Annotated in this window: 17 protein-coding genes; 11 read left to right on the top strand and 6 right to left on the bottom strand. The window is 40.9% G+C overall.

Features of this window, described 5'->3' with window-relative positions:
* Window positions 1–29 precede the first annotated feature (29 nt).
* The gene (locus tag H7F25_RS10250) at window positions 30–608 is read right to left on the bottom strand and encodes a 5' nucleotidase, NT5C type (protein WP_073206318.1); all 579 of its coding nucleotides are present in this window, start codon (window positions 606–608) and stop codon (window positions 30–32) included.
* Between the two features lie 139 nt (window positions 609–747).
* Here H7F25_RS10250 and H7F25_RS10245 point away from each other — a divergent pair, with 139 nt between their 5' ends.
* Window positions 748–1110: a DUF308 domain-containing protein gene (locus H7F25_RS10245; RefSeq protein ID WP_073206315.1), complete on the top strand. Its 363-nt coding sequence runs from the start codon at window positions 748–750 to the stop codon at window positions 1108–1110.
* 43 nt (window positions 1111–1153) lie between these two features.
* Here H7F25_RS10245 and ispG read toward each other — a convergent pair whose 3' ends face one another.
* Window positions 1154–2269, bottom strand: a complete 1116-nt coding sequence (ispG, locus tag H7F25_RS10240) for a flavodoxin-dependent (E)-4-hydroxy-3-methylbut-2-enyl-diphosphate synthase (protein ID WP_024423001.1) — start codon at window positions 2267–2269, stop codon at window positions 1154–1156.
* A 105-nt stretch (window positions 2270–2374) separates the two neighbouring features.
* A complete protein-coding gene (locus tag H7F25_RS10235) occupies window positions 2375–2677 on the bottom strand; it encodes a hypothetical protein (RefSeq protein ID WP_039180007.1) in 303 nt (100 codons plus the stop codon).
* Between the two features lie 198 nt (window positions 2678–2875).
* Here H7F25_RS10235 and H7F25_RS10230 point away from each other — a divergent pair, with 198 nt between their 5' ends.
* On the top strand, window positions 2876–3421 hold the full coding sequence (locus H7F25_RS10230) for a GNAT family N-acetyltransferase (protein WP_024427972.1): 546 nt from the start codon (window positions 2876–2878) through the stop codon (window positions 3419–3421).
* 72 nt (window positions 3422–3493) lie between these two features.
* Here the strand turns inward: H7F25_RS10230 and H7F25_RS10225 are convergent, their stop codons facing one another.
* Entirely contained in the window at window positions 3494–4252 is a 759-nt protein-coding gene (locus tag H7F25_RS10225; protein ID WP_185853691.1) for a DUF1189 domain-containing protein, read from the bottom strand.
* Between the two features lie 144 nt (window positions 4253–4396).
* Between H7F25_RS10225 and H7F25_RS10220 the strand changes: the two genes are divergently transcribed.
* The 9 genes from H7F25_RS10220 (at window position 4397) to pstB (H7F25_RS10180) (ending at window position 13994) form a co-directional block, all read left to right on the top strand.
* Window positions 4397–4882, top strand: coding sequence for a DUF456 domain-containing protein (locus H7F25_RS10220; protein ID WP_024427974.1), 486 nt, complete (start codon window positions 4397–4399; stop codon window positions 4880–4882).
* Window positions 4883–5063: 181 nt separating this feature from the next.
* Window positions 5064–5672 (top strand): superoxide dismutase SodA, encoded by a 609-nt coding sequence (gene sodA, locus H7F25_RS10215; RefSeq protein ID WP_007501264.1) that lies wholly within the window; start codon window positions 5064–5066, stop codon window positions 5670–5672.
* A gap of 121 nt (window positions 5673–5793) precedes the next feature.
* Window positions 5794–7080 carry an MFS transporter gene (locus H7F25_RS10210; RefSeq protein ID WP_024422996.1) on the top strand — a complete coding sequence of 429 codons (1287 nt, stop codon included), beginning with the start codon at window positions 5794–5796 and terminating at the stop codon, window positions 7078–7080.
* Between the two features lie 122 nt (window positions 7081–7202).
* Window positions 7203–9338 (top strand): peptidoglycan D,D-transpeptidase FtsI family protein, encoded by a 2136-nt coding sequence (locus H7F25_RS10205; protein WP_041106887.1) that lies wholly within the window; start codon window positions 7203–7205, stop codon window positions 9336–9338.
* 214 nt (window positions 9339–9552) lie between these two features.
* Window positions 9553–10470 (top strand): phosphate ABC transporter substrate-binding protein, encoded by a 918-nt coding sequence (locus tag H7F25_RS10200; protein WP_024422995.1) that lies wholly within the window; start codon window positions 9553–9555, stop codon window positions 10468–10470.
* A 79-nt stretch (window positions 10471–10549) separates the two neighbouring features.
* The gene (gene pstC / locus H7F25_RS10195) at window positions 10550–11476 is read left to right on the top strand and encodes a phosphate ABC transporter permease subunit PstC (protein ID WP_024422994.1); all 927 of its coding nucleotides are present in this window, start codon (window positions 10550–10552) and stop codon (window positions 11474–11476) included.
* Window positions 11476–12360 carry a phosphate ABC transporter permease PstA gene (gene pstA / locus H7F25_RS10190; protein ID WP_024422993.1) on the top strand — a complete coding sequence of 295 codons (885 nt, stop codon included), beginning with the start codon at window positions 11476–11478 and terminating at the stop codon, window positions 12358–12360. Before pstC ends, pstA begins: the two co-directional genes overlap by 1 nt.
* Before the next feature lie 23 nt (window positions 12361–12383).
* Entirely contained in the window at window positions 12384–13196 is an 813-nt protein-coding gene (pstB, locus tag H7F25_RS10185) for a phosphate ABC transporter ATP-binding protein PstB (protein ID WP_024422992.1), read from the top strand.
* Window positions 13197–13211: 15 nt separating this feature from the next.
* Complete coding sequence (gene pstB / locus H7F25_RS10180) at window positions 13212–13994, top strand: phosphate ABC transporter ATP-binding protein PstB (RefSeq protein ID WP_024422991.1); 783 nt, start codon at window positions 13212–13214, stop codon at window positions 13992–13994.
* A gap of 41 nt (window positions 13995–14035) precedes the next feature.
* Here pstB (H7F25_RS10180) and H7F25_RS10175 read toward each other — a convergent pair whose 3' ends face one another.
* Together H7F25_RS10175 and H7F25_RS10170 are read right to left on the bottom strand one after the other, a co-directional pair.
* Entirely contained in the window at window positions 14036–14536 is a 501-nt protein-coding gene (locus H7F25_RS10175) for an endolytic transglycosylase MltG (RefSeq protein WP_024422990.1), read from the bottom strand.
* Window positions 14533–14880, bottom strand: a complete 348-nt coding sequence (locus H7F25_RS10170; RefSeq protein ID WP_024422989.1) for a hypothetical protein — start codon at window positions 14878–14880, stop codon at window positions 14533–14535. Before H7F25_RS10170 ends, H7F25_RS10175 begins: the two co-directional genes overlap by 4 nt.
* Window positions 14881–15096 lie beyond the last annotated feature (216 nt).

The following is a 15096-nucleotide window of genomic DNA, read 5'->3' as shown; positions in this document are numbered from 1 at the left end:
TAATCCGCTTCGGTGCTCGCTCAGTTACATTAATAAGCAGTTTGCAGACGCTGTTCGTATTGTTTGATCCATTGAGACGCTTCCTGCCAGTTGTTCACGCGAATAATTCTGTCGTCAATTGGCATTTGATTATAAGGGGAGTTAAAAAGAATAACCGGAATGTCAGCTTCTTTTGCAATCATTGTGGCATTGCCATGATGGTCTTCAAAAAATACATCAATCTTGTGCTTTTGAACGGCTTCCAGCTTATGATGACCGCCAACCAGCTCAATAGCATCATAGTGCACGTCATGTTCTTGAAACCACTTGTAGGTGATATCCGAATGCTGCTGCCTTCTTGCGGTAATATAAATCAGTCTGTGCTGCTGCTTCATTTCGTCGAGGATCTCTTTTGCATCCTCAGCAGGCTTTGCCTGTTTATAAATAAGAGGCTCGTGCTGATCCATCCAGCCCCAAAATTCTTCTTGAGAAATCTTTAAAAGCTTCGTCAAATCATACTCTGTCATATCATCTAGTGTCATGGCACATTGGAACGACTCATTTAAGTAGGGGACAAAGGTGTCCTGTGCCGTCACTGTACCATCAATATCAATTCCTAAACGTAACATGCCCACACTCCTCATTTTTATACTCTTAAAGTGTAACATAATCAATTCACAATTCCAGCAAGTTTTAGCAATCATGAAACAGACATTTTTGCTCATACTAAAAAAGCTCCTTTCTATTAACCAAAAGGGGGAATTGATCATGGAAAGAGACGAGGATTTCAGAAGAAATGATCGTGAAATCGACACACATTTTAGTAATGATGATGGCTATTTAGAGGAAACAGCTGCTGAAATTGCAGAGCCATATCAAGCTTCAAGAGATCGAGATGATAGACGAGGACGTGACCAAGCAGGTGACGATTCAGGCAGTAAAGGGATAGGCTATACAGCACTCGCGATTGCGATTATCTCATTATTTGTCTTGCCGGTGCTATTAGGGGTAGCGGCAATCGTCGTTGGTTATATTGCAAGAAGAAAAGGAGCACATGCGCTTGGCGCGTGGTCAATTGGGATCGGAATTGTTTCCGTCATCCTAGGCATATTTATCACCCCGTTCTTTTAATAAGAACAGAAAAACGCCTGACTATGACGTCAGGCGTTTTTTGTTAGGCATTCGCTTGTTTTTCTTTTTCAGCTTCCATTTTCGCATAATGTTCTTCAGCGATTTTATCGATTTCTTTTTTCAGTTCTTCGACCATTGTTTCTTCCGGTACTTTACGAACAATTTCACCTTTACGGAACAATAAGCCTTCGCCTCTAGCACCTGCGATTCCGATATCCGCTTCACGTGCTTCACCTGGACCGTTAACAGCGCAGCCGAGAACTGCTACTTTAATCGGTGCTTTGATTTTAGAAATATATTCTTCGACTTCATTTGCAATGCTGATGAGGTCAATTTCAATTCGTCCACAAGTTGGGCAGGAGATCAGTGTTGCTGCATTTGATGCAAGACCAAATGATTTCAACAATTCACGTGCTACTTTTACTTCCTCAACTGGGTCAGCGCTTAATGAGATACGGAGTGTGTTCCCAATCCCCATATTCAAAATAGCGCCTAGTCCAGCTGCACTTTTGACTGTACCTGCAAATAACGTACCTGATTCTGTAATCCCAAGGTGAAGAGGATAATCAAAGGCTTTAGCCGCTTTTTCGTATGCTTCAATTGCAAGGTTTACATCAGATGCTTTCATACTGACGATGATGTCATGAAAGTCTAGGTCTTCTAGAATTTTAATGTGATGCAGTGCACTTTCGACCATACCATCTGCTGTTGGATAGCCGTATTTATCAAGAATTTTTTTCTCTAATGAACCAGCGTTTACGCCAATACGAATGGGAATGCCTTTTTCTTTTGCTGCTTTGACAACAGCTTCGACTTTTTCTCTTCTTCCGATGTTTCCTGGATTGATTCGGATTTTGTCTGCGCCTGCTTCAATCGCTTTCAGTGCAAGCTTGTAGTCAAAATGAATATCCACAACAAGCGGGATGTTAATTTGTTTTTTTATGTCCGCAATTGCATTTGCTGCACGCTCATCTGGACATGCGACACGCACGATTTGACAGCCTGCCTCTTCTAAACGTTTAATTTCAGCGACTGTCGCTTCGACATCATGTGTTTTGGTTGTTGCCATACTTTGAATGACAACCTCATTATTTCCACCTATAGTTAAAGGTCCCACTTTGACGGGACGCGTTTTAGTACGATGTGTGACTTCACTCACTTGTCAATCGCTCCTTAGTGTACAAGCAATCATTTGCCGTGTACGTCTTGTTTTACAGTTCATATTGTAACAGTCTCTTTGTATGAATGACAAGGAATTAACGTTTTATCTCTTATAGACAGGAAACTTATATGTGCTGCCTGCCCTGATTTCGTTCGCCTTGACACCTTGATTCAGCTCCTCGAAATCTTTAATGACATCATCAAGTGGCTTGCTTGTATGTACGATGGAGAGGACCGTTTCACCTTGTTTAACAGTGACATTCTTATAAGTCTTTTTCTCAGCTGTTTGAAGCGCACTTGCTGGGACAGCTGGGTTTTCCTCAACAGGGATGGTTCCATTTTTCAAATCAAAAAAGATAATAAAGAGGACAAACAAACTGATTAGTAAAAAAAGAATTCGCCGCATTTTACTCACCGCTTTTAAGAGTTTACTTCAGTCTATGCATGTCTTGAAATGATAGAACCAAAAAGAGGAGAAAAGCTGGAAAGGATGGCTCTAGTCCGTTCTAGTATGACTTGTAATAAAACTGCTTGGATCGGTGGTGTAAATAGGAGAGCAAGCTCATATGACGATTTATGATAAAATAAAAAAGGGGGAGATTTAATGAAGAAAGTTAGTCAGCATATATATGTGAGAACACTAACAGAAAATGATGCAGAATCACTGTTAACATTAGAGCTTGAGAATCGCTCATATTTTCAGGAATTTACACCTTTGGTCAAAGATGATTTCTTCACGTTACCTCGTCAAATTGAACGAATTCAGCGGAGTAGGCAAAGAATTGCACAAGATGAATCTTACATGCATGGTATTTTCTTAAATGAAACAGGTGCTTTAATTGGGACGATCTCATTAAGCTCTGTCGAAAGAGGTCCGATAGAAGGAGCTTGGCTCGGGTATGTACTCGATCAAAGGCAGGGCGGAAATGGATATATGACAGAAGCCATTCGTTTAATCATTGACTATGCCTTTTTTGAGTTGAATCTCCATCGCATTGAGGCTGGAGTAAAGCCAAGTAATAAGGGTTCCATTCGTGTACTTGAAAAGACAGGTTTTGAAAATGAGGGACTAAATCGTAAAAAAGTAAAGATTAATGGTGTGTGGGAGGATCACTATTTGTTTGCGATCATCCATCCAGATGAGTCCTAGCATGAATAGACATAAAAAGCTCCTCCGAGCCGGGGGAGCTTTCATTGTGTAGACAAATCCTTGTTGGATGGATCATTTGCTTTTTTTGGCAGGAATTTCTTTCACAACAAGATATAAAAAGATAAAGTTAATGACCCAATTTAATAAAAATGAGTTTGCAACAGGCGTGTTTAATGCACTCATAATGGCGAAAAAGACCGTTGTTAATGTGAGTGAATAAGCGGAGAGCTTCCAAAGCATTTGGAAGGACAGCTCTTTTTGCTGCATTCGTTTAATAAATGTACCAAGCATCGCAAGGAATGTTGCGCTGATAAACATGAGAGCCGCAGTTGATAGATATAGCAGTACACAGATGACAGGGATGATAATCGCTTGGTTCTGATTTGTGACGCGGGCGAGTTCATCTTTTGTCAGCGTTCCACCAAGGAGCTGGTATGGAATATCTGTCATTTGTCCATCAATGGCAATCACTGCTTTTTCCTTTAACAAAGCGATGGCCGTTTGCTTTGATTCAAGCTCACTTGCTTTTATTTTTTCAGCAGGATCAAAGATAATCGTGATGCCGTTTTCTTCTTTTTCTATTGGTTCACTTTGATCCGCTTGAAGCTTTCCTTTTTCGATTGAAAAGTCGGGTAAATCTTTTTTGATCACATGCTGAAATCCTGACATCGCATTCGAGATCTCTTGGCTCATATGATACCCCTGGGGAATTGCTGCGATAATTGAGAGGATAAAAATGAATAAAATCGCTTTACCGATCCCTGTAAACCGTGCTTTAGCAATATCTTTTGGTGAATAAATTCCTTTTAACAATAGATTAAATACGTTCAATACCCATTCACTTCCTACATTCTTTTCTATTTCTCATATTGTATCAATGTCTATCCATCGAGTACAAGTATGGCCTTCATCACTGGTTAAGATAGAGGGAATGAGGCATAATGTATACAGCATATAAAAAGGAGGGGCACGGTCTTGGACATTCTGTATTGGATACTGATTGGCTGTGCATTTATCATTGCGTTTGTTGGACTGGTTTATCCAATTATCCCGAGTGTGGTCTTTATGGTTCTCGGATTTATTCTATATGGCTTCTTCTTTAGCTTCGAGCCGCTTACCCTGACGTTCTGGCTCATTCAAGCCATGTTTACTGCTGTCTTATTTGCGGCAGATTATGTCTCAAACCTTATTGGGGTAAAGCGCTTTGGCGGCAGCAAGGCAGCTATTTGGGGAAGCACCATTGGGTTATTAGCTGGTCCTTTTGTGATACCCATTGCAGGAATTATTATTGGTCCATTTCTTGGGAGTGTCATTGCAGAGCTCCTTGTTCATCAAAAAGATCTGAAGACGAGTGTGAAAGTCGGATTAGGCTCATTAATTGGATTTGTATCAGGTGTTTTTGCAAAAGGATTGATTCAAGCGCTGATGCTGGGGATCTTTTTATTTTATGTCCTTCGCTAAGTAAAAAAGGGTGTTTAAAACTTTTTCAAAAGGGCTAAATACAAAATAAACACTGAAATGTTTCAGAACATGAGCAATAACGTTGAAACAAGCTGTTTCTTTTGATACTCTTTGAGTAGGGTGAATTGCTGACTTACAGAGGAAGCATTTCAGTACATATATTTTAAGGAGGAATTTAACCATGGCTTTTAAACTTCCAGAATTACCATATGCTTACGATGCATTAGAACCACATATCGACAAGGAAACAATGACGATTCACCACACAAAACACCACAACACATATGTAACAAACTTAAACAAAGCAATCGAAGGTGTATCAGCTCTTGAAGATCAATCAATTGAAGAGCTAGTGGCTAACTTAAACTCAGTGCCTGAAAACATTCGTACAGCTGTACGTAACAATGGCGGAGGACATGCGAACCACTCATTATTCTGGACGCTTCTTTCACCAAACGGTGGCGGCGCACCAACTGGTGAACTTGCAGATGCAATCGAAAAAGAACTAGGTGGATTTGAAAAATTCAAATCTGATTTCGCTGCAGCAGCTGCAGGACGCTTTGGTTCTGGTTGGGCATGGCTTGTTGTGAACAATGGAAAACTTGAAATCACAAGCACGCCAAACCAAGATTCTCCTTTAACTGAAGGAAAAACGCCAATTCTAGGATTAGACGTTTGGGAGCATGCTTACTACCTAAACTACCAAAACCGTCGTCCTGATTACATTTCAGCATTCTGGAATGTTGTGAACTGGGATGAAGTAGCTCGCCTTTACAGCGAAGCAAAATAATGATTTGATTTGAAAAGACCTGCTTTCAAGAGAAGCAGGTCTTTTTATATTTTCCCTCCTTTTTTTACATATCTGCCTTTTGATGAGACAGACTATTGTGTAGAAAAGGAGAATGAATGGTATGAGCAGATTAAAGAAAATGTTCGGGGACATGGATGTTACAAAAGATTTATTGCTCCTCCTCACGATTGGCGGGTTATATGCACTTGCCATTGCGCTTTCAAATACGTTTGTAAATGTGTACTTATGGAAACAGTCTGGAAAATTCACGGATCTTGCGATTTATAACTTGGCCATTGTGGTGCTTCAGCCCATTACGTTTTTATTCGCTGGCCGGCTCGCAAAAAAAATAGACCGGGCGTTTGTCCTTCGTTTCGGTGTCATCTTTTTAGCCGCTTTTTATTTAATTGTCTTAATGGCAGGAGAACAAGCGGCCGCACGGCTAGTTTTATTGGGAAGTGTCCTTGGGATCGGCTATGGCTTTTACTGGCTTGCTTTTAATGTACTCACCTTTGAGATCACCGAGCCTGAAACAAGAGACTTCTTTAATGGATTTCTCGGTGTGCTTTCCTCAACTGCCGGCATGATCGGTCCTCTCATTGCGGGGATTGTCATTTCTCAGTTAACGGATGATACAGGCTACACAGTCATTTTCACATTATCGCTTTTTTTGTTTTCACTAGCGGTTGTGATGAGCTTTTTCCTCAAAAGAAGGCAGTCTAAAGGCAAATTTATGATCAAACAAATTTGGAAAGAACGTCATGCAGACGAGAATTGGCGTAGGATTACAACAGCTCACTTTTTTCAAGGGCTTCGTGAAGGGGTCTTTGTCTTCTTAATCAGTGTCTTTGTGTTTATTGCAACAAACAGTGAGCTTGCTCTCGGGACGTTTGGTTTAGTGAATTCAGGTGTTGCCTTTTTTGCTTATTTCTTCGCTACCCGTTTGATTAAGAAAAAGTGGCGTAAGAAGGCCATCATGCTTGGTGGGCTGATTTTATACGGCGCCTTGTTTTTAATCGTTTTCCACTTGTCCTATGTATCACTTCTGATGTATGCGGTAGCCATTGCAATAGGATATCCGCTCCTGCTTGTTCCTTATGTATCCTTAACATATGATGTCATTGGTCATGCAAGGTATGCCAGAAAGGCCCGAATTGAATATATTGTGGTCAGAGAGCTATTTTTAAATGCCGGCCGTATTTGTTCGATTGTTTTGTTCCTGCTGTCTGTCACCTTACTAGGTGATGAGCTCGGAATCCCTGCATCACTTGTTGTGCTTGGAGCGGGGCACACCCTCATTTATTACTTTGTAAAAGATATTCATTTGAAAGAAAAAACAGCTGATATGAAAGAGGCTGACGGTCAAAAGCCAGTTTCTCAAACGAACCTTATTAAGGGAGAAAGGTAAAATTTCTTACCTATGGAACATCAAATTTCTAGATAAATGATAGAAAAACCGCTAAAATGATGATGGCACCTTTTATACACAAAAAGGGGTGCCATTTCTTTCTTGATAGAAAAGGTGATGTGATGAGAAACAAGAAAAACAAAAAAGACGCGAAGGAAGGGCGCAAAACACTTCCGATCCGGCTGAATTTATTATTTTTAGCTGCCTTTATTATTTTTACCGGTGTTGTCGTTAGACTCGGATTTGTGCAAATTGTCAATGGAGAAGATTATAAAAAGCAGGCAGAAAAACAAGAGGATGTGAATGTCAGCTCATCTGCTCCGCGCGGAAAAATTTATGATCGAAACTACAATACGATTGTCAGCAATAAAGCGCTGAATGCCATTACATATACGAGAACCTCGACGACTTCACAAGAAGAGCGGCTCAAAGTGGCATCAAAATTAGCGGATATGATTCATGTGAGTACGAAAAAAATCACAGATCGTGACAAAAAAGATTTCTGGATCTTAACGCATCCAAATGAAGCGAAAAAGCTTGTTCAAAAGGAATCAGAATTAAAGGGTGACGATAAGGTCTCTGATGATAAACTATATGAGCTTCAGCTAAAACGCATCACAGACAAGGAATTAAATCAACTGACGAAAAAAGATTTACAAGTGCTTGCCATTAAAAGGCAGATGGATGGAGGCTATGCACTTACGCCTCAATTTATTAAAAATGAAGATGTAAAGCCAAGCGAAATTGCTTACGTCTCTGAGCATTTGGACGAGCTGCCAGGTGTTGATGTGACGACAGACTGGTCACGCAGCTATCCGTATAAAGGACTGCTCCGCAGTATGCTCGGCAGTGTTTCTTCGAGTGATGAAGGTCTTCCGCAGTCACTTCTTGAGCATTATCTATCACTCGGCTACAGCCGAAATGACCGTGTAGGAAAAAGCTATCTCGAATATCAATATGAAGATGTCCTGCAGGGCCAAAAGGAAAAAGAACAGAGTACAACTGATAAACAGGGCAATGTCACAAGCTCTAAAGTGTTAACAGAAGGTAAGAGCGGGAAAGACCTTGTGCTTACCATTGATATTCAGCTGCAAAAAGCGGTTGAAAAAATTATTGAAAAGAACTTGAAAAGTGCGAAACAAAGAGGGGGAACTGAGCTTCTTGACCGCGCATTTGTTGTCATGATGGACCCGAGAAATGGAGAGGTTCTCTCTGTTGCGGGTAAGCAGATTTCAAACAAAAACGGAAAATACAAATTCGATGACTACGCATTAGGAACGATGACCTCCTCATATGCGATGGGATCAGCCGTAAAAGGGGCAACGGTACTGACTGGATATAAAACAGGCGCTATTCATATTGGAAGTACCCAATACGATGAACCTCTCTATATCGCCAATTCACCGCCGAAGAAATCCTATCAAAATATGGGACTTATTAATGATTTAACAGCACTAGAGCGTTCATCAAACGTATATATGTTCAAAACAGCGATCGCCATTGGGAAAAGCGAATATCGTAAAAAGCAGCCGCTCCCAATTGATCCGAAAGCATTTGATACGTTCCGCTACAATTTCAGTAAATTTGGCCTTGGCGTCAAAACCGGTATTGACCTGCCAAACGAAGCAACGGGCTACAGAGGAACGTCTACACAATCGGGTCTCTTACTTGACTATGCGATTGGACAGTATGATACGTTTACACCGCTGCAAATGGCGCAATACGTTTCAACCATTGCAAATGGCGGGTATCGTTTACGTCCGCAGCTTGTCAAAGAAGTGAGAGAGTCAGACCCGCAGCGAGGCATTGGAGCTGTGACGGAATCCGTCAAACCGGATGTATTGAATAAGCTAGACATGACAAGTGATGAGATCAAACGCGTTCAGCAAGGCTTCAAGCTGGTCATGCAGAACCCAAGAGGGACAGCCTATTCAAACTTTGGCAACAAAAAGTATAATCCAGCCGGCAAAACAGGAACCGCTCAATCATTCTATGACGGTCCAATTAAAAGCAAGCGCGGTACATCGACGTATAACACAACTCTTGTTGCGTATGCGCCAGCTGATAATCCAGAAGTGGCTATTTCCGTTGTCGTGCCATGGGTGTATCAAGACTACAACCAGCGCTATCCAATTACAAATGATATTGGTGAACAAGTATTAGATAAGTATTTTGAACTGAAATCAAAACAGGAAAGCAATGATACACAGGCGAAAAACAAAAACAAAATTGAAAATGAAGCAGAAACAAATAACTAGACCTTTCATAGGTAAAAACGCTCACTTTTTGTGGGCGTTTTTTTACGTTTTCTTCAAAAATTCCGATATAAATTGACAAAATTCATAAAAAACGCCGCAATTTCTCTACAAAACTTCGACATTTACAAAACCTTAACATTCCATTTAAACGAAATTAATAAAGAACCTTTAATGTATTACTCGTAGGACAAATTATTCAGGGGGTATTCTTGAAATGAAAAAGAACAAATTATGGCTGCTTACTTTCCTTACTATCGCATTGTTAGCATTCGTCACAGCATGCGGAAACAGCAGCTCAAGCGGAGATTCAAAAGACAGTAAAGGAAATGCTTCAAACAAAGATGAGGCATCAGGTTCCATTACCATCTCAGGATCATCTGCGATGCAGCCTTTAGTTCTTGCGGCAGCAGAAAAATTCATGGATAAACATCCAAAAGCCGATATTCAAGTACAAGCCGGCGGTTCAGGAACAGGACTTTCTCAAGTTTCAGAAGGATCTGTACAAATTGGTAACTCAGATGTATTCGCTGAAGAGAAAGACGGAGTCGACGCAAAAGCTTTAAAAGACCACAAAGTAGCAGTTGTTGGAATGGCCGCAGCTGTAAACCCTGAAGTGGGTGTCAAAGACATCACAAAGGACGAATTGAAAAAAATCTTCACTGGTAAAATCAAAAACTGGAAAGAGCTTGGCGGGAAAGACCAAAAAATCACGCTTGTTAACAGACCTGATTCTTCAGGAACACGTGCAACATTTGTGAAATATGCACTTGATGGTGCAACACCTGCAGAAGGAATCACAGAAGATTCTTCAAACACAGTGAAAAAGCTGATTGCAGAAACACCAGGTGCGATTGGATACCTAGCATTCTCTTATTTAACAGATGACAAAATTACACCGCTTAGCATTGATGGTGTGAAACCAGAAGAAAGCAATGTAGAAAGCGGTAAATATACAATTTGGGCATACGAGCACTCTTATACAAAAGGTGAGCCGGAAGGTCTAGCAAAACAATTCTTAGATTACCTTATGAGTGATGAAGTACAAAAAGAAATCGTCAAAGACCAAGGCTACATCTCAGTCTCTAATATGAAAGTAGAAAGAGACGCAACAGGCAAACAATCGGATAAGTAAGAGGTCTTGAATTGCTGATGAAGGAAAAGTGGAGCATTTCACTTTTCCTTTTATGACATTCATAGGAGTGTAGAAAAAGATGAAGCAGATAGAACATACAGAAGCGAGCGATCGGCTGATCAGCTCGAAGAAAAATAGGCAAATGGATGAAGTAAGAGGAAGTATTTTGGTGAAATTCTGCGCATTCTTAATGATTGCAGTATCCATCGCCATCACAATATTCCTTGGCATTAAGGGTTTACAATCTTTCATCGTAAATGGTGTAAGCCCAATTGAGTTCTTAACCAGTATCAATTGGAACCCAACAGCAGAAAACCCGGAGTACGGCGCATTTCCTTTTATCTTTGGATCGATCGCCGTCACGCTTCTATCGGCACTTATTGCAGCGCCGCTAGGCATCGCAGGAGCGATCTTTATGACAGAAATTGCACCTGCATGGGGCCGGAAAATTCTCCAGCCAGTCATTGAATTGCTTGTAGGGATTCCATCCGTTGTTTACGGATTCATAGGTCTTACAGTATTGGTGCCGTTTATCGGACATTTCAAGTCAAGCGGCTCAGGGCATAGCGTGTTAGCAGGAACGATTGTCCTGTCTATTATGATTCTGCCAACCGTTACATCTATTGCAACTGATGCAATGGCTTCACTTCCAAAAAGCTTACGTGAGGGATCCTATGCACTTGGCGCTACAAGATGGCAAACGATTAGACGTGTGCTTGTACCGGCAGCTCTTCCAACATTAATGACAGCAGTCGTTCTTGGAATGGCAAGAGCATTTGGTGAAGCCCTTGCCGTTCAGATGGTCATTGGAAACACGCGTAATTTACCAGAGAGCATTATGGATACAGCTGGTACATTAACAACCATTATTACGTTAAACATGGGTCACACAACGTATGGAAGTGTTGAAAACAATACACTTTGGTCAATGGGTCTTGTCCTTCTAGTTGTATCGTTTATGTTCATACTCATTATCAGATACTTGTCGTCTAGGAGGAAGATTTAATGAATAGCAAAATGACCGATCGTTTTGCCACGTTTGTTTTTGGATTATGTGCCGCCATTATTACGGCGATCCTAATTGGTTTGTTTTCTTATATCATCTTCAACGGTGCAAAAGAATTAAATTTTGACTTTTTGACAACCCGCTCAAGTGCAATTGGCTCTGGCGGCGGTATTAGGGATCAGCTGTTTAACTCGTTTTACATTTTGTTTATAACAATGCTGATCACAGTACCACTTGGTGTCGGCGGTGGAGTGTACATGGCTGAATATGCGCCTCAAAACAAAGTCACTGATTTTATTCGCACATGTATTGAAGTGTTGTCTTCACTTCCTTCTATTGTCATTGGTATGTTTGGTTTACTCATGTTTGTCAATTTAACAGGCTGGGGCTATACGATCATCGGAGGAGCTCTTGCGCTCACGGTGTTTAACTTGCCAGTGATGGTCAGGGTGACAGAAGACGCGCTTCGCTCTGTACCAAAGGATCAAAAGGAAGCATCACTTGCGCTCGGTGTGACGAAATGGCATACAGTGAAGACAGTCCTGATTCCAGGTGCGATTCCTTCTATTATTACCGGTGCGATTTTAGCATCAGGAAGAGTCTTTGGGGAGGCAGCAGCGCTTCTTTTCACAGCAGGTCTCACCACACCGCGTCTTGATTTTACAAACTGGAGTCCATTTTCTGATACGTCACCGCTGAATATTTTTAGACCGGCAGAAACATTAGCCGTTCATATATGGAACGTCAATACACAAGGAATCATTCCAGATGCAGAGGCCATTGCAAATGGTGCCTCAGCCGTACTTGTGCTTTCAGTTTTAGTATTCAACTTAGCAGCTAGATGGCTTGGTTCATTTATTCATAAAAAGCTTACGTCAAAATAATGTGAGAGAGGTGTGAAGGGGATATGGTTCAAATGCTAGCAGAAAAAAAAGAGATTGCAGCAAAAAAGGCTCCACTTCAAGCGGAACAGATTTTACAGGTGCAGGATTTAAGCATTTATTATGGTGAAAAAAGAGCGGTCAATCACATTTCATTTGAAATTGAGAAGAACGCAATTACCGCATTAATCGGCCCATCTGGCTGCGGGAAATCAACCTTTTTACGCAGCATTAACCGCATGAACGACTTGATCCCAGGTGCGAGAAGTGAAGGTGCGATCATGTACGAAGGACTCAATATTTTGGATGACCGCATTAATGTGGTGAATTTAAGAAGAGAAATCGGCATGGTTTTCCAAAAACCAAACCCATTTCCTAAATCGATCTACAATAACATTACCCATGCGTTAAAGTATGCGGGTGAAAAAAGAAAATCAGTGCTTGATGATGCAGTAGAGGAAAGCTTAACAAAAGCAGCGCTGTGGGATGAAGTCAAAGATCGTCTGCACCGCTCGGCTTTGTCATTATCCGGCGGTCAGCAGCAGCGCCTTTGTATTGCGCGTACACTTGCGATGAAGCCCAGCGTTCTTTTGTTAGATGAACCTGCTTCTGCCCTAGACCCAATCTCAAATGCAAAAATTGAAGAGCTATTATCAGATTTGAAAAATGATTATTCGATCGTCATTGTGACACACAACATGCAGCAAGCGTTACGTGTATCTGATCATACGGCCTTTTTCCTGAACGGTGATCTAGTAGAATATGATGCCACTGAACGTATCTTTACACGTCCTGCGCAGCAAAAAACAGAAGACTATATCAATGGTCGATTTGGATAAGGCGGGTGGATTTTGATGAATGCAGTAGCAACTGAAACAGCAAAAAAAGAAGTGTTTCGTGTGAATGATATGAACCTTTGGTACGGACAGCATCACGCACTGAAGCATATTGATTTAGACATTAAAGAGCATGAAGTCACAGCAATTATCGGTCCGTCAGGCTGCGGAAAGTCAACGTTTATCAAGACCTTAAATCTTATGGTCAAAACAGTGCCAGGTGTGAAAATCACCGGAGATATGATGTATAACGGCGACAATATTTTAAAAGGCCGCGTTGATCTAGTGGAACTGCGTAAAAACGTCGGGATGGTCTTTCAAAAAGGAAACCCATTCCCTCAGTCTATCTTTGATAATGTCGTCTACGGACCAAGAATTCACGGCGTGAAGAGCAAGCAGCAATTGAAAGAAATCGCTGAAAAAGCGCTTCGTGATGTTGCCCTTTGGGATGAAGTGAAAGATCGATTAAATGCACCAGCATTAGGTCTTTCCGGCGGTCAGCAGCAGCGTCTTTGTATCGCAAGAGCTATTGCTACAAGCCCAGATATTTTACTAATGGATGAACCAACATCAGCGCTTGATCCTGTCTCAACATTAAAGATTGAAGAATTAATTATGAAATTAAAAGAGAAATACACGATTGCCATTGTGACGCATAACATGCAGCAAGCGGCGAGGGTATCAGATAGAACAGCCTTCTTTTTAATGGGAGAGCTTGTTGAGGTCAATGATACGAATGTGATGTTCTCAGAGCCAAATGATCAAAGAACAAATGATTATATATCTGGTCGATTTGGATAATAAAACCCCCTGGAGGTCAGCGCCGCCAGGGGGTATTGTTGTTATTTTGTTAAGGCTTTGACGATTTGTTTGAACGTCATCCCTGTTTTTAAATTGAACTTGCCTGCACGAATTTCTTTATGGTAGCCGGCGTCAATCACGTAATCATTAAAATCTTTAGACGAGTTGATGATGCCGTCCTTTTCAAGCATGTCTGAAACATCACTTGTGCTCATCCCGTTTTTAATAACAAATTTGACCGATTTGCCTTTAGGCTTGTCCGATGTTTCTTTATCATTTTTAGAATCGCCGTCTTCATTTGCTTTCAGTGCTTTTTCTTTATAATCAAGAAGCTGCTGATATGTTTCACGGCTGACAGAGACTTCTTTTTTAGAGTCTAAATAGTTTTTCACATCGGTGTCTGTTACTTTCGCTGCGAGCGTTTCTTTTGTGGTTGTATCAGCCGCCGCTTCATCTTTTCCAGTGAGGAAAAAAACGATCGCCAGAACACCAGTTGCAAGAATCATACCTGCCGCAAACGTTTGGATGCTTTTTTTCGTCATACAAGCACCTTCTCATTGTCTTTAATGATCATGTTGACCTCATCTACAGATACATGCTCAGCGCGCGCAATGGCCTCAGGAGACATGCCATTTTGATGCTTTGAAATGATTTGTCTTGCGATAGATGGATCAATTTCTGAATGTTTGCGGACGACAATGTTTGTTTCAAGCAATTCTTCTTCAAGAACCTTCATTTTCTTTTTCAGTTTATAGATTTCTTGCATTGCAGATAGTTGAAGTGTTTCAAGTTCCTGCTCGACTTCTTTAATCGGCTCTCTTTGAAAATATGAGAATGCGATCAGTACGATACTGACAACAAGCAATCCGATAATTGCAATTTCCATGTTTCATCACCTTTTATTCATATTTTAATGCTGAAAGCCATAAAAGGCTTTCATGATTGTTTCAGACAGTTTTCGACCCTTCTTTTTTATACCATAAAAAAGCTAGTTTCAAAAGGAATTGCTGAAAAAATCACCTTTTTTTCATCTTTTTTCTTTTTATATGAAAAACGAGTATGAAAATCTTGCTCGCTGTCAAAATAAAAGAGGGTTTCTCAT

Origin of the sequence: Bacillus sp. PAMC28571, from assembly GCF_014250435.1 — a bacterium.
GTDB classification, from domain to species: Bacteria; Bacillota; Bacilli; order Bacillales; family Bacillaceae; genus Bacillus; species Bacillus safensis.
Note: the sequence above shows the minus strand (reverse complement) of the source record. Positions and strands in the feature narration are given on the sequence as shown.